The sequence below is a fragment of the Massilia sp. BGA-UO-ETr-WB1 genome, from assembly GCF_059567845.1.
Window position 1 is genome coordinate 293,102 of record NZ_JCAQOT010000025.1, and the last position, 17,273, is coordinate 310,374.

At 65.3% G+C, this 17,273-nt stretch carries 14 protein-coding genes; 13 read left to right on the top strand and 1 reads right to left on the bottom strand.

The features are described from left to right. Window positions 1–20: 20 nt before the first annotated feature. The 13 genes from ispG to AC56DV_RS19490 all read left to right on the top strand — a co-directional run bounded on the left by ispG (window position 21) and on the right by AC56DV_RS19490 (window position 14,130). Window positions 21–1,280, top strand: a complete 1,260-nt coding sequence (gene ispG / locus AC56DV_RS19430; protein WP_496315884.1) for a flavodoxin-dependent (E)-4-hydroxy-3-methylbut-2-enyl-diphosphate synthase — start codon at window positions 21–23, stop codon at window positions 1,278–1,280. Next, a complete protein-coding gene (gene hisS / locus AC56DV_RS19435) occupies window positions 1,273–2,631 on the top strand; it encodes a histidine--tRNA ligase (protein WP_496315885.1) in 1,359 nt (452 codons plus the stop codon). Before ispG ends, hisS begins: the two co-directional genes overlap by 8 nt. Before the next feature lie 50 nt (window positions 2,632–2,681). Then, window positions 2,682–3,338, top strand: a complete 657-nt coding sequence (locus tag AC56DV_RS19440) for a YfgM family protein (RefSeq protein WP_496315886.1) — start codon at window positions 2,682–2,684, stop codon at window positions 3,336–3,338. A gap of 37 nt (window positions 3,339–3,375) precedes the next feature. Continuing rightward, window positions 3,376–4,533: an outer membrane protein assembly factor BamB gene (bamB, locus tag AC56DV_RS19445; RefSeq protein WP_496315887.1), complete on the top strand. Its 1,158-nt coding sequence runs from the start codon at window positions 3,376–3,378 to the stop codon at window positions 4,531–4,533. A 4-nt stretch (window positions 4,534–4,537) separates the two neighbouring features. Beyond that, entirely contained in the window at window positions 4,538–5,881 is a 1,344-nt protein-coding gene (gene der, locus AC56DV_RS19450; protein WP_496315888.1) for a ribosome biogenesis GTPase Der, read from the top strand. A 173-nt stretch (window positions 5,882–6,054) separates the two neighbouring features. Continuing rightward, window positions 6,055–6,291: an RNA chaperone Hfq gene (hfq, locus tag AC56DV_RS19455; protein WP_008450615.1), complete on the top strand. Its 237-nt coding sequence runs from the start codon at window positions 6,055–6,057 to the stop codon at window positions 6,289–6,291. Window positions 6,292–6,335: 44 nt separating this feature from the next. Then, window positions 6,336–7,517, top strand: coding sequence for a GTPase HflX (hflX, locus tag AC56DV_RS19460; protein WP_496315889.1), 1,182 nt, complete (start codon window positions 6,336–6,338; stop codon window positions 7,515–7,517). 1 nt (window position 7,518) lies between these two features. Continuing rightward, window positions 7,519–8,811: an FtsH protease activity modulator HflK gene (hflK, locus tag AC56DV_RS19465; RefSeq protein ID WP_496315890.1), complete on the top strand. Its 1,293-nt coding sequence runs from the start codon at window positions 7,519–7,521 to the stop codon at window positions 8,809–8,811. After that, window positions 8,811–9,713, top strand: a complete 903-nt coding sequence (gene hflC / locus AC56DV_RS19470) for a protease modulator HflC (RefSeq protein ID WP_496315891.1) — start codon at window positions 8,811–8,813, stop codon at window positions 9,711–9,713. The genes hflK and hflC overlap by 1 nt, the downstream gene beginning before the upstream one ends. Window positions 9,714–9,917: 204 nt before the next feature. Further along, window positions 9,918–11,078: an ATP phosphoribosyltransferase regulatory subunit gene (locus AC56DV_RS19475; RefSeq protein ID WP_496315892.1), complete on the top strand. Its 1,161-nt coding sequence runs from the start codon at window positions 9,918–9,920 to the stop codon at window positions 11,076–11,078. Window positions 11,079–11,082: 4 nt separating this feature from the next. Beyond that, window positions 11,083–12,396 carry an adenylosuccinate synthase gene (locus AC56DV_RS19480; RefSeq protein WP_496315893.1) on the top strand — a complete coding sequence of 438 codons (1,314 nt, stop codon included), beginning with the start codon at window positions 11,083–11,085 and terminating at the stop codon, window positions 12,394–12,396. A gap of 14 nt (window positions 12,397–12,410) precedes the next feature. Beyond that, window positions 12,411–12,956 carry a phosphoribosyltransferase gene (locus tag AC56DV_RS19485; protein WP_496315894.1) on the top strand — a complete coding sequence of 182 codons (546 nt, stop codon included), beginning with the start codon at window positions 12,411–12,413 and terminating at the stop codon, window positions 12,954–12,956. Window positions 12,957–13,215: 259 nt separating this feature from the next. Continuing rightward, window positions 13,216–14,130, top strand: a complete 915-nt coding sequence (locus AC56DV_RS19490; protein WP_496315895.1) for a hypothetical protein — start codon at window positions 13,216–13,218, stop codon at window positions 14,128–14,130. Here the strand turns inward: AC56DV_RS19490 and AC56DV_RS19495 are convergent. Further along, on the bottom strand, window positions 14,127–17,258 hold the full coding sequence (locus AC56DV_RS19495; RefSeq protein ID WP_496315896.1) for an efflux RND transporter permease subunit: 3,132 nt from the start codon (window positions 17,256–17,258) through the stop codon (window positions 14,127–14,129). The genes AC56DV_RS19490 and AC56DV_RS19495 overlap by 4 nt on opposite strands. Between the last annotated feature and the right edge of the window lie 15 nt (window positions 17,259–17,273).

Here is a 17,273-nt window from a genome sequence, read left to right on the forward strand (position 1 = left end):
CGAACAAGATGGACGTCCCGATGTCGAACACCGCAATCCCCTCCGGCCCGCAAGCGCGCCGTGGCAGCCGCAGCGTGCTGGTGGCCCATGGCGACCGCAAGATCTGGGTCGGCGGCAACGCGCCCGTGGTGGTGCAGTCGATGACCAATACCGACACGGCCGACGCCGTGGCGACCGCGATCCAGATCAAGGAACTGGCGCGCGCCGGCTCCGAGCTGGTGCGCCTGACAGTGGACCGCCCGGAGGCGGCCGCCGCCGTGCCCTACATCCGCGAACAGCTGGACAGGATGGACATCGACGTGCCCCTGGTCGGCGATTTCCACTACAACGGCCACACCCTGCTGACCGACTACCCGGACTGCGCCAAGGCGCTGTCCAAGTACCGCATCAACCCCGGCAACGTGGGCAAGGGCGCCAAGCGCGACACGCAGTTCGCGCAGATGATCGAAGTGGCCGTCAAGTACGACAAGCCGGTGCGCATCGGCGTCAACTGGGGCAGCCTGGACCAGGCGCTGCTGGCGCGCATCATGGACGAGAACGCCGCGCGCGCCAATCCATGGACCGCGCAAGCGGTCATGTACGAAGCGCTGATCACCTCGGCCATCGAAAACGCGGTGCGCGCCGAGGAGCTGGGCATGGGCCGCGACAAGATCATCCTGTCGTGCAAAGTGTCCGGCGTGCAGGACCTGATCGCCGTGTACCGCGAGCTGGGCAAGCGCTGCGACTACCCGCTGCACCTGGGCCTGACCGAGGCCGGCATGGGCAGCAAGGGCATCGTCGCTTCGACCGCCGCGCTGTCGGTGCTGCTGCAGGAAGGCATCGGCGACACCATCCGCATTTCGCTGACCCCGGAACCGGGCGGAGACCGCACCAAGGAAGTGGTGGTCGGCCAGGAGATCCTGCAGACCATGGGCTTGCGCAAGTTCACCCCGATGGTGATCGCCTGCCCGGGCTGCGGCCGCACCACCTCGACCACCTTCCAGGAGCTGGCGGACGACATCCAGACCTATCTGCGCGACTCGATGCCGGAATGGAAGAAAGAATACCCGGGCGTGGAAGCGATGAACGTGGCCGTGATGGGCTGCATCGTCAACGGTCCCGGCGAATCGAAACACGCCAACATCGGCATCAGCCTGCCCGGCACCGGCGAATCGCCGGCCGCGCCGGTGTTTGTCGACGGCCAGAAATTCGCCACCCTGCGCGGCGAAAACATCGTCCAGGAATTCCAGGCCATCGTGCTGGATTACGTTAAGAAGAACTACGGCAAAGAATATGTCTGAAAATAAAAAAGCTGAAAAAATCACGGCCGTCAAAGGCATGAACGACCTGCTGCCGCAGGACGCCCACCTGTGGGAACTGTTCGAGAACACCGCGCAGTCCGTGGTGCAGAGCTACGGCTTCCAGCAGATCCGCACCCCCATCGTCGAGAACACCAGCCTGTTCGCGCGCGCCATCGGCGCCGTCACCGACATCGTCGAGAAGGAAATGTATTCCTTCACCGATTCGATGAACGGCGACGCGCTGACCCTGCGCCCCGAAGGCACGGCCGGCGTGGTGCGCTCCGTGATCGAGAACAACCTGGTCTACGAAGGCCCGAAACGCCTGTGGTACAAGGGCCAGATGTTCCGCCACGAGAAACCGCAGCGCGGCCGCTACCGCCAGTTCCACCAGTTCGGCTGCGAAGCCGTGGGCTTCACCGGCCCGGACGTGGACGCCGAAATGATCATGATGTGCCGCCGCCTGTGGGACGACCTGGGCCTGGAGAACATCCGCCTAGAACTGAACTCCATCGGCGACGCGGCCGAGCGCGCGGCGCACCGCGTGGACCTGATCGCCTACCTGGAAGCGCACAGCGGGCAGCTGGACGCCGAAGCCCAGCGCCGCCTGCACAGCAACCCGCTGCGTATCCTGGACACCAAGAACCCGGCCATGCAGGAACTGGTGAACAACGCGCCCAAGCTGCTGGACTACCTGGGCGAAGCGTCGCTGGCGCACTTCAACGGCGTGCAGAAGATCCTGAACCACAACAACATCCCGTTCACCATCAACACCCGCCTGGTGCGCGGCCTGGACTACTACAACCGCACCGTGTTCGAGTGGGTGACCGACGAACTGGGCACGCAAGGCACGGTCTGCGCCGGCGGCCGCTACGACCCGCTGATCGAAACCTTCGGCGGCAAGCCTACCCCTGCGGTGGGCTTCGCCATGGGCATCGAGCGCCTGGTGGAGCTGATGAAGGTGGCCGGCGAACCGGCCGAGCCTAACCAGTGCGACGTGTACATGGTGCACCAGGGCGAGGACGCCCAGATGCAAGCCTTCGTGCTGGCCGAGCGCCTGCGCGACGCCGGCCTGGACGTGGTGCTGCACTGCGCCGCGCTGAGCGGCGCCGGCTCCTTCAAGAGCCAGATGAAGAAGGCCGACGGCAGCGGCGCGTCGTTTGCCGTCATCATCGGCGAGTCGGAAGTGGCCAACGCCACCGCCAACGTGAAAGCGATGCGCGGCGAAGAGGGCGAGCACCAGCAAGCCACCGTGGCGTTCGACGACGTGGTGGACTACATCGTGGACCACATCACCGGCGATGGCGAGGAGCACCACCATTTCCACGTGCACGACGAAAACTGCAAACATTAAGCAACAAGCACTGCGCTGCAATTGATTAACCTTTAACCTGACCGAATCTCATGGCATACGATCTCGAAGAACAAGAACAATTAGCTAACTTCAAAGCCTGGTGGGCCAAGTACGGCAACCTGACGTCGTGGGTACTGATCGCGGGCCTGGCGGCCTACTCGGGCTGGAACGGCTGGAACTACTACCAGCGCGACCAGGCCGCCTCGGCCTCGGCCTTGTACGACGAGCTGCAGACCGCCATCGCCGCCAAGGATGCGGCCAAGGTGCAGCGCGCCACGGCCGACATGCAGAGCAAGTTCGCCAGCACCACCTACGCCACCATGACCGCGCTGGCGGCCGCCAAGCAGGCCTTCGACGCGAACGACCTGAAGACCGCCAAGACCCAGCTGAACTGGGCCATCGAGCACGGCAACGAAGAGCACAAGGCGATTGCGCGCGTGCGCCTGGCCGGCGTGCTGCTGGACGAGAAAGCCTACGACGAAGCGCTGAAGGTGCTGGCCGTGGCCGTGCCGAAGCAGTTCGAAGGCTCCGTGGCCGACCGCAAGGGCGACGTGCTGGCCGCGCAGAACAAGCTGGCCGAAGCGCGCACCGCCTACCTGGCAGCGCTGAACGCCACCGACAAGAAGAACCCGGGCCGCCAGCTGATCCAGCTGAAGCTCGAAGCGATCGGCGGCACCGTGCCGGCTGAACCAAAGGCCGCTGCGTAAGCGCGCCTGGCCACAACAAGTCACGTCAAGGAAATCTATGCGCATTACCGGTAAAGTAGTCGGCGTAAGCCTGCTGGCCCTGGCCGCAGGTTGCAGCACCCTGGACAAGATCAATCCGTTCGCGGATGAACCGAAGGACAAGCCAGCCGCGCTGGTGGAACTGAAAAACCCGATGGCGGTGAAAACCGCGTGGAAGTACTCGCTGGGCAAATCCGGCGCGTACAACTTCAGCCCTGCGGCAGCGGCCGGCAGCGTGTTCGTGGCCGACGCCGACGGCGGCGTGGCGCGCCTGGACGCGGCCAGCGGCAAGCAGCTGTGGCGCGTGAAGGCCGGCAGCGACCTGACCGCCGGCGTGGGCGCCAGCCCGAACGGCGAAATCGTCGTGGTGGGCGGCGTCAAGGGCAACATCATCGCCTTCGACGGCAGCGGCAAGCAATTGTGGAAGGCTCAAGCCTCGAGCGAAGTGCTGTCCTCGCCGGTGGCGGCGGACGACGTGGTGGTGGTGCGCTCGGTGGACAACCGCATCACGGCTTTCGAAGCCAAGACCGGCGCCAGGCGCTGGTCGGTGCTGCGCACCACGCCGGCCCTGACCTTGCGCAACGCGCCGGGCATGGTCATCAACGGCAGCAACGTCTACGTCGGCCAGCCGGGCGGCAAGCTGCTGGCGCTGACCCTGGCCACCGGCGTGCCGCGCTTCGAAGTGTCGGTGGGCGAGCCGAAAGGCGCCACCGAACTGGAACGCGTGGCCGACGTGGCCGGCACCCCGGTGGTGTTCGAGAAAGACATCTGCGCCGTGACCTACCAGGGCCGCGTGGGCTGCTTCGACCTGGCCACCGGCCAGGCGCGCTGGACCAAGGAAGTGTCTTCCGACGTCGGCGTGGCGGTGGACCAGCGTTTCGTGTTCACGGCGGACGAGAAGGGCGCCGTGGCGGCCTTCTCGCGCGAAGGCGGCCAGAGCGCCTGGAAGAGCGACAAGCTGGCATTCCGCCGCCTGTCCACGCCGGCCTCGGTAGGCCGCAGCGTGGCCGTGGGCGACATGCAGGGCTACATCCATTTCCTGTCGCGCGAAGATGGCGCACTAATAGGTCGGGTCAGCACCGACGGCGGGGCGATCAAGTCGTCGCCTGTCATCGCTGGCTCGAATTTGATTTTCCAAACCCAATCAGGGACAGTGACCGCGCTCGCGGTCGAGTAATACAATGAAGCCGGTAATAGCACTCGTAGGTCGCCCGAACGTCGGGAAATCGACCTTATTCAATCGTCTGACCCGCTCGCGCGACGCGCTGGTGGCGGACTTGCCAGGCCTGACGCGCGATCGCCACTATGGCGAAGGCCGCATCGGCGAACGCCCCTTCCTGGTGGTGGACACCGGCGGTTTCGAGCCGGTCGCCAAGGAAGGCATCATGTACCAGATGGCGCTGCAGACCAAGCAGGCCGTCGCGGAGGCAGATATCGTGGTGTTCCTGGTCGACGGCCGCCAAGGCCTGACGCCGCATGACAAGACCATCACGGACTTCCTGCGCAAGACCGGCCGCCCCGTGCTGCTGGTGGTGAACAAGTCGGAAGGCATGCGCTACACCGCCGTGGTGTCCGACTTCTACGAACTGGGCATGGGCGACCCGTATGTGATCTCCGCCGCCCACGGCGACGGCGTGCATGACCTGGTGCAGGAAGCGCTGGACAAGGCCTTCGAGCAGCGTCCGGAAGATGCCGAGGAGCTGGAGCCTGCCGAGCGCGGCGTGAAAATCGCGCTGGTGGGCCGTCCCAACGTCGGCAAGTCGACGCTGATCAACACCCTGCTGGGCGAAGAGCGCGTGATCGCCTTCGACATGCCGGGCACCACGCGCGACTCGATCGAAATCCCGTTCGAACGCGACGGCAAGCAGTACACCCTGATCGACACCGCCGGCATCCGCCGCCGCGGCCGCGTGTTCGAAGCCATCGAGAAGTTCTCGGTGGTCAAGACGCTGCAGTCGATCTCGGAAGCGAACGTGGTGATCCTGATGCTGGACGCCCAGCAGGACATCTCCGAGCAGGACGCCCACATCGCCGGCTTCGTGCTGGAAACCGGCCGCGCGCTGGTGGTGGCCGTCAACAAGTGGGACGGCCTGCAGTCGGACGACCGCGACGAGATCAAGATCGACCTGGACCGCAAGCTGGACTTCCTGTCCTTCGCCAAGATGCACTTCATCTCGGCGCTGAAGGCGTCCGGCATCGGCCCGCTGATGAAGTCGGTGGACCAGGCTTACGCCGCCGCCATGGCCGACATGTCGACCCCCAAGCTGACCCGCGCGCTGCAGGAAGCGGTGGAGAAGCAGGAACCGAAGCGCAAGGGCTCGATCCGCCCGAAGATGCGCTATGCGCACCAGGGCGGCATGAACCCGCCGGTGATCGTGATCCACGGCAATGCGCTGGACGCCGTGTCCGACCCGTACAAGCGTTACCTGGAGAAGCATTTCCGCGACACGTTCAACCTGGTCGGCACGCCGCTGCGCATTGAATTGCGCACCGGTAAAAACCCGTTCGACAAGCGCGAAAAATAATCGGGCCTTATTGCTGATTTGTTGACATTTCTGCACGGTACGCCCTGCACAAATGTCAAAAACAGGTTACAGTAGCTTGAAGGCATCATTCTCCAGGCAGAGATTGATGCTTGGCACTTGAAATACAGCGAGTCGCCTCCAATTCACACACAACAACATAAAACGGAGCTGTTATGAGCAACAAAGGGCAACTGTTACAAGACCCATTCCTGAACGCGCTGCGCAAGGAACACGTTCCTGTCTCGATCTACCTGGTCAACGGCATCAAGCTGCAGGGACATATCGAATCGTTCGACCAGTACGTGGTATTGCTGCGCAATACCGTGACCCAGATGGTGTACAAGCACGCCATTTCGACCGTGGTTCCGGCCCGTGCCGTCAACCTGAACATCGAATCCGAAGCGGAATAATCATTGAGTATTGATTTTCGCCTCCCACCTTGCCTGGCGGTCGCATGCGCGCAGCTTTAGTCGGGGTAGACTTCGGTCAGGGCGATTTTGCCGCCAGCGTCGAGGAACTGATGCTGCTCGCGCGTTCGGCGGGAGCGGACCCGGTGACCACGATTACCGGCAAGCGCTCCAGTCCGGACGCAGCGTATTTCGTCGGCAGCGGCAAGGCCGACGAGATCGGCTTTGCCGTCCAGGATCTCAAGCTTGAGATCGTCATCTTCAATCACGCCCTGTCTCCTGCGCAGCAGCGCAACCTGGAAAAGCGGCTGCAGATCCGCGTGCTGGACCGCACCAGCCTGATCCTGGATATTTTCGCGCAGCGCGCGCAAAGCCACGAGGGCAAGCTGCAGGTTGAGTTGGCCCAGCTGCAGCACCTGGCCACGCGCCTGATACGCGGCTGGACCCACTTGGAACGCCAGAAGGGCGGTATCGGCTTGCGCGGTCCGGGTGAGACCCAGCTCGAGACCGACCGCCGCCTGATCGGCGAGCGCGTGAAAGCGCTGCGCGCCCGCCTGGCCAAGCTGCGCAAGCAGCACGAGACCCAGCGCCGTTCGCGCGGCCGCAGCCAGACGTTTTCCGTGTCCCTGGTCGGCTACACCAATGCCGGCAAGTCCACGCTGTTCAACGCCATGACCAAGGCCGGCGTGTACGTCGCCGACCAGCTGTTCGCCACGCTGGACACCACTTCGCGCCGCGTCTACATGGGCGAGGAAGTGGGCAACGTGGTGATCTCCGACACGGTTGGTTTCGTGCGGGAACTGCCGCACCAGCTGGTGGCGGCATTCCGCGCCACGCTGGAGGAAACCATCCACGCCGACCTGCTGCTGCACGTGGTCGACGCCGCCAGCCCGGTGCGCATGGAGCAGATCGAGCAGGTCAACCTGGTGCTGCGCGAAATCGGCGCCGATCATATTCCCCAGATCCTGGTCTGGAACAAGATCGACGCGGCCGGCCTGGAGCCGGCGGTCGAGCGTGATGAATATGCTAAAATTTCTCGCGTTTTCACCAGTGCGCGCACTGGCGCGGGGCTGGACCTGCTGCGCAGCGCGATCACCGAAGCGGCCAAGGCCGCACCCGGCAAGGCTTATCTGTACGAGGCGCCCAACGAGGACCAGGATCTGCACGATGAAGATCAGGATCCGGATTCCGAGGGCCATTCCACTTTCACCCAAGTTGGATCACATTAGTATGCCTTTCTCCTCCTTAAAAAAAAGAATAGGCTTGAAGCTGAACTTGAACGATCCCCGCTGGGGCTCGGACAACAAGGACGGCAACAAGCAGGCCCAAGAAGGCAAGAAACCCGGTGAAGGTCCGCCGGACCTGGACCAGCTTTGGCGCGACTTCAACCAGCGCCTGAACGGCCTGTTCGGCCAGAAGCGCAACAACAATAACGGCAGCGGCGGTGGCGGCAGCGGCGGCGGCGACATGCGCGGCGCCGGCTTCACCATCGGCGCGGTCGGTGCGATCGCCGCGCTGGTGTGGCTGGCCAGCGGCGCCTTCATCGTGCAGGAAGGCCAGACGGGGGTGGTGTTCACCTTCGGCAAGGTCTCGCACGTCACGCCCGCCGGCTTGAACTGGCGCTGGCCGTATCCGTTCCAGAGCGACGTCACCGTCAACGTGTCGCAGGTGCGCACGGTGGAAGTGGGCTACCGCAACAACGTCAAGAACAAGCAGCTGCGCGAATCGCTGATGCTGACCGACGACGAGAACATCATCGACATCCAGTTCGCGGTGCAGTACACGCTGAAGAATCCGGTCGCCTGGATCACCAGCAACACCAATCCGGAAGAGACGGTGATGCAGGTGGCCGAGACGGCCATCCGCGAAGTCGTCGGCAAGAGCAAGATGGACTTCGTGCTGTACGAGGGCCGCGAGAAGGTGGCGTTCGAAACCCAGCAGCTGATGCAGCAAGTGCTGGACCGCTACGCGTCCGGCGCCCAGATCACCAACGTGACCATGCAGGGCGTGCAGCCGCCGGAGCAGGTGCAAGCCGCCTTCGACGACGCCGTCAAGGCAGGGCAGGACCGCGAGCGCCTGAAGAACGAAGGCCAGGCCTACGCCAACAAGGTCATTCCCGAGTCGCGCGGCGCCGCTTCGCGCCTGACCCAGGACGCCGAAGCCTACCGTTCGCAAGTGGTGGAGAACGCCGAGGGTAACGCGGCGCGCTTCAAGTCGGTGCAGGCCGAGTACGCGAAGGCGCCCGGCGTCACGCGCGACCGCATGTACCTCGACACCATGCAGCAGATCTTCAGCAGCACCAGCAAGGTGATGATCGATTCCCGCGCCGGCAACAACCTGCTGTATTTGCCGCTCGATAAACTGATCGCCCAGGCAGCCGCCAGCGACGCCGCCGCGAAAGCGAACGCCACGCCGCCGCCGCCCACCGCCGTGATGCTGCCATCCGATGGCTTGCCGCCGGTGGATACCCGCCCGCGCGACAGCCGTTCGCGCGAGACCTCACGTGATCGGGAGAGCCGTTAATGAATCGCATAGTTACCATCCTGATCGGCGGCTTCATCGCTTTGATGCTGCTGTCCTCGACCGTGTTCGTGGTCGACCAGCGCAAGTACGCCATCGTGTTCGCGCTGGGTGAAGTCAAGCAGGTGATTTCCGAGCCCGGCCTGCACTTCAAGCTGCCGCCGCCGTTCCAGAACGTGCTGTACCTGGAAAAGCGCATCATGACCATCGATTCGCCGGATGCCGACCGCTTCATCACGGCCGAGAAGATGAACATCCTGGTGGACGCCTTCGTCAAATGGCGCATCGTCGAGCCGCGCCTGTACTTCGTGTCCTTCGGCGGCGACGAAAGCCGCGCGCGCGACCGCATGTACCAGATCGTGAAAGCGGCGCTGAACGACGAGATCACCAAGCGCACCGTGCGCGAAGTGATTTCCGGCCAGCGCGGCAAGGTCATGGAGCAGATCCGCACCAAGGTGATCGTGGAAGCCAAGCAGATCGGCGTCGAGATCATCGACGTGCGCCTGAAGCGCGTGGACTACGTGGAGCAGATCAACAACTCCGTGTACGAACGCATGAAGGCCGAGCGCGTGCGCGTGGCCAACGAACTGCGCTCCACCGGTACCGCCGACTCGGAGAAGATCCGCGCCGACGCCGACCGCCAGCGCACCGTGATCCTGGCCGAAGCCTACCGCGCCGCCGAAACCATCAAGGGCGAGGGCGACGCCAAGGCCAGCCAGATCTACGCCGACGCGTTCGGCCGCAATCCGGAGTTCTACAAGTTCTACCGCAGCCTGAGCGCCTACCGCGAGTCCTTCAAGAACCGCAGCGACGTGCTGGTGCTCGACCCGAGCTCGGAGTTCTTCAAGTACTTCAAAGGCGGCGGCGCCGGCGGCGCTGCCGCCCCGGCTCCCGCCAAAAAGTAAGCTATCCCACCCAACCCGCCCTGCACACCCCGCAGGGCGGGTTGGCGGCCTGCCCGCGTAACCCGCCAGCGCCGCCCGACCAGCTTTTATTTCCATCCGCCCGCATTTTCGCGTAAAATATGCGGTTCGGCCCTCCGATTGCCGTGTGCGTTCCCGCTGGGGCGCATGATCGATATCTCAACAACACCGTTTCCGGTTTTCTCCATGCCGAATTGGCTATTGCCCGAACATATTGCGGACGTTTTGCCGTCCGAAGCGCGCAAGATTGAAGAATTGCGCCGCCTGATGCTGGATAACTTCCGCTTGTACGGCTACGAACTCGTCATGCCGCCCCTGCTGGAGTACGTCGAGTCCCTGATGACCGGCGCCGGCCAGGATACCGAGCTGCGCACCTTCAAGCTGGTCGACCAGATTTCCGGCCGCATGCTGGGCCTGCGCGCCGACATGACCACGCAAGTGGCCCGTATCGACGCGCACCTGCTCAACCGCGCCACCGTCACCCGCCTGTGCTACGCCGGCAGCGTGCTGCATACCCGTCCGTCGGGCTTGCACACCACCCGCGAGCCGCTGCAGATCGGCGCCGAGATCTATGGCCACGCCGGCCTGGAAGCGGACGCCGAGATCCAGGAACTGGCGCTGGCCTCCCTGGCGCTGGCCGGCTTCACCGACGTGCGCCTGGACCTGTCCCACGTGGGCGTGCTGCGCGCCATCCTGGCCGAGGACGCCAACGCGGCCAAGGACGAGGCCGCGCTGTACTTGCTGCTGCGCGCCAAGGACGTGCCGGGCCTGGAACTGCAGACCGCCGGCTACGCGCCGGCCGTGCGTTCCGCGCTGCTGGCCCTGCCGAACCTGTACGGCGACGTGGACGTGCTCAAGCGCGCCCGCGAAGTGCTGCCGGAACTGCCTGGGATCGGCAAGGCGCTGGCCGAACTGGCCGCGCTGGCCGCTTCCGCAATCGGCCGTGCCGACGTGGCGATCGACCTGGCCGACCTGCGCGGCTACCAGTACGAAAGCGGCGCCATGTTCGCCGTCTACGTGCCGGGCCTGCCGAACGCGGTGCTGCGCGGCGGCCGCTACGATCACGTCGGCGAAGCGTTTGGCCGGGCCCGTCCCGCCACCGGCTTCTCGATGGACTTGCGCGAACTGGCGCGCCTGCTGCCCACGGCCGAGCGCAAGCACTCGATCCGCGCGCCGTGGGGCAACGCGCCTGAACTGAAAGACAAGATTGCCGAGCTGCGCAAAGCCGGCGAAGTTGTGATCCAGAGTTTGCCGGGTCACAGCAATGAACAGGACGAGTTCGAGTGCGACCGCGCGCTGGTGCTCGACGATAGTGGTAGCAACTGGATTCTTAAAAACTTAGGTTAGTGTGATGTCGAAAAAAAATATGGCAAAGAACGTGGTTGTCATCGGCACCCAATGGGGCGATGAGGGCAAAGGTAAAATCGTTGATTGGCTGACCGATCACGCCCAGGGCGTGGTGCGCTTCCAGGGCGGCCACAACGCCGGCCACACGCTGGTCATCGGCGGCGTGAAGACCGCGCTGCAGCTGATCCCGTCGGGCATCATGCGTCCAGGCGTGGCCTGCTACATCGGCAACGGTGTGGTGGTGTCGGTGCCGGACGTGCTGCGCGAAATCGACAAGCTGGAAGCGGTTGGCGTGGAAGTGGCGTCGCGCCTGAAGATCTCCGAGGCTTGCCCGGTCATCCTGCCGTACCACAGCGCGCTCGACGCGGCCCGCGAAGCGGCCCGCGGCGCCGCCAAGATCGGCACCACCGGCAAGGGTATCGGCCCGGCCTATGAAGACAAGGTGGCGCGCCGCGCCATCCGCATCGCCGACCTGCTGAACGAAGAGCGTTTCGCCGAGAAGCTGAAGGAAAACCTGGACTACCACAACTTCGTGCTGGAGAACTACCTCAAGGCGCCGAAGATCGACTACCAGAAGACCCTGGACGACGCGCTGGCCTACGTGCCGCGCCTGCGCCCGATGGTGGCCGACGTGTCGAGCGCCCTGTACGCCGCGCACAAGGCCGGCGGCAGCCTGCTGTTCGAAGGCGCGCAAGGCTCGCTGCTGGACGTGGACCACGGCACCTACCCGTTCGTCACCTCGTCGAACTGCGTGGCCGGCAACGCCGCTGCCGGCGCCGGCGTCGGTCCTGGCATGCTGCACTACATCCTGGGCATCACCAAGGCCTACACCACCCGCGTCGGCTCCGGCCCGTTCCCTTCGGAACTGCCTACCGACGCCGGCGTTGGCCACCACCTGTCGTCGGTCGGCCACGAGTTCGGCACCGTGACGGGCCGCGCCCGCCGCTGCGGCTGGTTCGACGCCGCGCTGCTGCGCCGCTCGGTCCAGATCAACGGCGTGTCGGGCATGTGCATCACCAAGCTGGACGTCATGGACGGCCTGGAAACCATCAAAATCTGCACCAGCTACACGCTGGACGGCCGCACCGTGGACATCTTCCCGGTCGGCGCAGAGGACGCAGGCCGCTGCCAGCCCATCTATGAAGAGATGCCGGGCTGGAGCGAAAGCACTGTCGGCGCTAAATCGCTGGCCGCGCTGCCTGCAAACGCGCGCGCTTATATCAAGCGCATCGAAGAACTGGTTGGCGTGCCAGTGGATATGGTATCGACCGGCCCGGACCGCGAAGAGACCATCGTACTGCGCCATCCGTACGAGTAAGAAGGATAGAACTAATGAGCACCCCTCAATCCGACGACAAGCACCTGTGGGTGTCCTGGGATGAATACCACCGCCTGATCGAGCGCCTGGCGCTCAAGGTGCATGAATCGGGCTGGAAGTTCGACATGGTCCTGTGCCTGGCGCGCGGCGGCGTGCGTCCCGGCGACGTGTTCTCGCGTATTTTCGACGTGCCGCTGGCGATCCTGTCGACCAGCTCCTACCGCGCCGACAAGGGCACCGTGCAGGGCGACCTGGACATCGCCAAGTACATGACGATGACCAAGGGTCCGCTGTCGGGCCGCATCCTGCTGGTGGACGACCTGGCCGATTCGGGCGTAACCCTGATCAAGGTCATGGAGCACCTGAAGCAGAACTTCGAAGGCGTGACCGAAGTGAAGTCGGCCGTGATCTGGACCAAGGGCAGCTCGGCGTTCCGTCCTGACTACCAGATGGAAGAACTGCCGCACAACCCATGGATCCACCAGCCGTTCGAAGACTACGACGGCATCCGCCCGCACCAGCTGGCGGCATGGATCAAGAAAGGCGACGCTTCGAAATAAGAAGCTTCCTGAACAAAAAAGCGGCCGGATGGCCGCTTTTTTTACGCCTGTGACAATCGGATATATTGCCACATGGAAATTGACCTATACTGCCCTGAACACGTCGCCGGACTGCCGGCAGGGAGAACGTATGGACTGGATGGTATGGTGGCGGACAGGCGTAGCGGCAGGGCTGCTGGGCGTGGCGTGTAGTGCGGGGGCGGCGGGGCAGCAACGGGTTCCGCAGCCGGACTCGGCATCGCAGGATATGCAGACGCTGATGAATCTGGCCGTCTTGCCGGTGGAATCGCAGTGGCAGGAACGCGACCACGCGGGACTGGAGGCGACTTTCAAGTCCCTGTGCAGCGGCAAGGAGCGCTTCCCTGATGGGCAGCCGAGAATGATGATCTACGCGTCCGCGCTCAACCATTATTTCGGCGCCTGGAATGTGTGGGACGCCTACCCCAAACAACTGGCCGAATGGCGCAGCCAGTATCCAGATTCGCTGGCGCAGGCGCTGGCCGAAACGCTGTACTGGAGCGCCTACGCGTGGAAGGCACGCGGCGGCGGCTACGCGCACAAGGTGCCGAAGGAGGCCTGGGAGCTGTTCCATGAACGCATGGCGAAGGCCACCGCGCGGCTGGCGCAGAGCAAGTCCTTGTCGGCCACCTGTCCGTTGTGGCACAGCCTGAATATCACCAACCTGATGGAGACCGGCGCGCCGCGTCCCGTCATTGAGGCGGCATACAAGCAGGCGGTGGCCGCGTTCCCGTTCGACCAGGAGATCCACGTGCAGATGGCCCGCGTCTATAGTCCCCGCTGGGGCGGCAGCGCGCGCGAGTTCGATGCCTTCGCGCGCCGCGCCGCCGCCGTCACGCGCAGCGCCGAAGGGCAGGGCATGTATGCGCGCCTGTACTGGGGCGAAGACTGCAATTGCGACTCGGCCATTCCCTTCGCCACCGACGGCACCGGCCCGGAGTGGAAAGTGATGAAGGCCGGCTTCGAGGATTTGCTGGCGCGCTATCCGAACACCACCTGGAACGCCAACAAGTTCGCCTCCTTCGCCTGCCGTGCCAACGACAAGGAGACTTACCTGAAGCTGCGTCCCAAACTGCAAGGCGCGGTCTACGAAGCGCTGTGGCCTGCGTCCTACTCGATGGACGTGTGCGACAGGCGCTTCAGCAAGGCCGGCTAGCGCGCCGCGCGCGGCGTGCCGCCCGAGCGGCCATGCGCGAGCCGGTACAGCATCGGCAGCACCAGCATGGTCAGCGCGGTGGAGGACAGGATGCCGCCGATGACCACCGTGGCCAGCGGCCGCTGCACCTCGGCGCCGGTGCCGGTGGCCAGCGCCATCGGCACGAAGCCCAGCGCGGCCACCAGCGCCGTCATCAGCACCGGCCGCAAGCGGCCCAGCGCGCCTTCGCGCACTGCCTGGTCCAGCGTACGGCCTTCCTCGCGCAGGTTGCGGATGAAGGAAATCAGCACCAGCCCGTTCAGCACCGCCACCCCGGACAGCGCGATAAAGCCCACCGCCGCCGAAATCGACAGCGGTAGCCCGCGCAGCGCCAGCGCGGCGATGCCGCCGGTGAGCGCGAACGGGATGCCGCTGAACACTAGCAAGCCGTCCTTCAGGTTGCCGAACATGGCGAACAGCAGGCCAAGCACCAGCAGCAGCGCGGCCGGCACCACCAGCTTCAGCCTCTCCACGGCCGACTGCAGCTGCTCGAACTGCCCGCCCCAGGTAATCCAGTAGGCCGGCGGCAGCTTCACCTGCCGGCGTATGGCCTGCTCGGCCTCCGCCACGAAGGAGCCGATGTCGCGCCCGCGCACGTTGGCGCTGACCACCACGCGCCGCTTGCCCTGTTCGCGGCTGACCTGGTTCGGTCCCGGCGCAATGTCCAGCGTCGCCACTTCGCCCAGCGCGATGAAGCCCTTGCCCGGCAGCGCGATCGGCAGGCGCCGGATCGCATCGAGGTCGCTGCGCATCTGCTCCGGCAGCCGCACCACGATGTCGAAGCGGCGGTCGCCCTGGAACACGTCGCCGGCCTGCTGGCCGCCCACGGCCGCCGCCACGGTATCCTGCACGTCGGCCGAATTGAGGCCGTAGCGCGCCAGCCTGGCGCGGTCCACGGCCACCGTCAGCACCGGCAGGCCGCTGGTCTGCTCCACCTTCACTTCGGTGGCACCCGGCACCTTCGCCAGCGTGGCCGAGATCCGTTCCGCCGTCTCGTTCAGCACCGCCATGTCGTCGCCGAACACCTTCACCGCCACGTCGCTGCGCACGCCCGAAATCAGCTCGTTGAAGCGCAGCTGGATGGGCTGCGAGAACTCGTAGCTGTTGCCCGGCAGCTGCTCCACGCTGGCGCGGATGGCCGCCTCCAGCTGCTCGCGCGTCTTGCGCGGCTTGGGCCACTGGTCGCGCGGCTTGAACATGATGAAGCCGTCCGCGCTGTTCGGCGGCATCGGGTCGGACGCCACCTCCGCCGTGCCGATGCGCGCGAACACGCGCTCGATCTCGGGGAATTCCTTCATCAGCTTGCGTTCCAGCTGCTGCTGCATCGTCACCGACTGGGTCAGGCTGGTGCCGGGGATGCGCAGCGTCTGCAGCGCGATGTCGCCTTCGTCCAGGCTGGGCACGAACTCGCTGCCCATGCGCGTGGCCAGCAGCGCGGACAGCAGCACCGCCACCGCCGCGAAGGCCAGCACCACCGGCTTGTTGGCCATGGCCATGTCCAGCACCGGCGCGTACCAGCGCGAGGCCGCGCGCATCACGGCGTTCTCCTTTTCGCTCACGCGGTCGCCGATGAACAGCGCCACGGCGGCCGGCACGAAGGTCATCGACAACAACATGGCGCCGAACAGCGCGATCACCACGGTGAGCGCCATCGGATGGAACATGCGCCCCTCCACGCCGCTGAAGGCGAAGATGGGCAGGTACACGGCCATGATGATGAGCTGCCCGTACAGCAGCGGGCGGCGCGACTCGCGCGCGGCGGCGAACACCTCGTCCATGCGTTCGCTGCGCGTGAGCGGGCGGCCCAGCGCGGCCTGCGCGTGCGCCAGCCGCCGCACGCAGTTCTCCACGATGACCACGGCGCCGTCGACGATGATGCCGAAGTCCAGCGCGCCCAGGCTGAGCAGGTTGGCGCTGACCTTGTACGACACCATGCCGGTGAAGGTGAACAGCATCGACAGCGGAATCACCATGGCGGTGATCAGCGCGGCGCGCAGGTTGCCCAGGAAGGCGAACAGCACCGCCACCACCAGCACCGCGCCTTCCAGCAAATTGGTGCGCACGGTGGAGATGGCCTTGTCCACCAGCGTGGTGCGGTCGTACACGGTAACCGCGTGCACGCCCGGCGGCAGGCTGCGGTTGATCTGCTCCATGCGCTGGTCCACCGCGCGCGACACGGTGCGGCTGTTCTGCCCGATCAGCATGAACACCGTGCCGAGCACCACTTCGCGGCCGTTCTCGGTGGCGGCGCCGGTGCGCAGTTCGCGGCCTTCGAGCACCTGGCCGATGTCGCGCACCCGCACCGGTATCCCGTCGGCGGTGGTCAGCACCACGTTGGCGATGTCGTCCATGGTGGCCAGCTGGCCGGGGGCGCGCACCAGCAGCTGCTCGCCGTTGCGTTCGATGTAGCCGGCGCCGCTGTTGCCGTTGTTGCGCTCCAGCGCTGCCACCAGGTCGCGCACGGTCAGGCCGTAGGAGGCCAGCTTGTCAGGGTGCGGCGCCACCTGGTATTCGCGGGCGTAGCCGCCGATCGAATTGATCTCGGTCACGCCCGGCACGGTGCGCAGCTGCGGCTTGATGATCCAGTCCTGGATGTCGCGCAGGTCGGTCGGCGTATAGGGCGTGCCGTCCGGCTTCTTGGCGCCTTCCTTGGTTTCCACCGTCCACAGGTAGATTTCGCCGAGGCCGGTGGAGATCGGGCCGAGGGCGGGGAAGACGTCCTTCGGCAGCCGCCCGCGCGCTTCCTGCAGGCGTTCGCTCACCAGCTGGCGCGCGAAGTAGATGTCGGTGCCGTCCTTGAAGGTGACGGTGATCTGCGACAGGCCGTAGCGCGACAGGGAGCGCGTCTGGTCCAGCTGCGGCAGCCCGGCCATGGCCGTTTCCAGCGGCAGCGAGATGCGCTGCTCGGTTTCCAGCGGCGAGTAGCCGGGAGCGGCGGTGTTGATCTGCACCTGCACATTGGTGATGTCCGGCACCGCGTCGACGGGCAGGCGCTGGTAGTTGTAGACGCCAAGGGCGGCCATGCCCAGCACCAGCAGCATGACCAGCCAGCGCTGCGCGATGGCGCCGCTTATCAATCGTTCAAACATGATGGTAGGCCTTTC

Coding starts and splice junctions, on each gene's coding strand:
- ispG (WP_496315884.1), top strand. CDS start 21: ATGTCGAACACCGCAATCCCCTCCGGCCCGCAAGCGCGCCGTGGCAGC.
- hisS (WP_496315885.1), top strand. CDS start 1,273: ATGTCTGAAAATAAAAAAGCTGAAAAAATCACGGCCGTCAAAGGCATG.
- AC56DV_RS19440 (WP_496315886.1), top strand. CDS start 2,682: ATGGCATACGATCTCGAAGAACAAGAACAATTAGCTAACTTCAAAGCC.
- bamB (WP_496315887.1), top strand. CDS start 3,376: ATGCGCATTACCGGTAAAGTAGTCGGCGTAAGCCTGCTGGCCCTGGCC.
- der (WP_496315888.1), top strand. CDS start 4,538: ATGAAGCCGGTAATAGCACTCGTAGGTCGCCCGAACGTCGGGAAATCG.
- hfq (WP_008450615.1), top strand. CDS start 6,055: ATGAGCAACAAAGGGCAACTGTTACAAGACCCATTCCTGAACGCGCTG.
- hflX (WP_496315889.1), top strand. CDS start 6,336: ATGCGCGCAGCTTTAGTCGGGGTAGACTTCGGTCAGGGCGATTTTGCC.
- hflK (WP_496315890.1), top strand. CDS start 7,519: ATGCCTTTCTCCTCCTTAAAAAAAAGAATAGGCTTGAAGCTGAACTTG.
- hflC (WP_496315891.1), top strand. CDS start 8,811: ATGAATCGCATAGTTACCATCCTGATCGGCGGCTTCATCGCTTTGATG.
- AC56DV_RS19475 (WP_496315892.1), top strand. CDS start 9,918: ATGCCGAATTGGCTATTGCCCGAACATATTGCGGACGTTTTGCCGTCC.
- AC56DV_RS19480 (WP_496315893.1), top strand. CDS start 11,083: ATGTCGAAAAAAAATATGGCAAAGAACGTGGTTGTCATCGGCACCCAA.
- AC56DV_RS19485 (WP_496315894.1), top strand. CDS start 12,411: ATGAGCACCCCTCAATCCGACGACAAGCACCTGTGGGTGTCCTGGGAT.
- AC56DV_RS19490 (WP_496315895.1), top strand. CDS start 13,216: ATGAATCTGGCCGTCTTGCCGGTGGAATCGCAGTGGCAGGAACGCGAC.
- AC56DV_RS19495 (WP_496315896.1), bottom strand. CDS start 17,258: ATGTTTGAACGATTGATAAGCGGCGCCATCGCGCAGCGCTGGCTGGTC.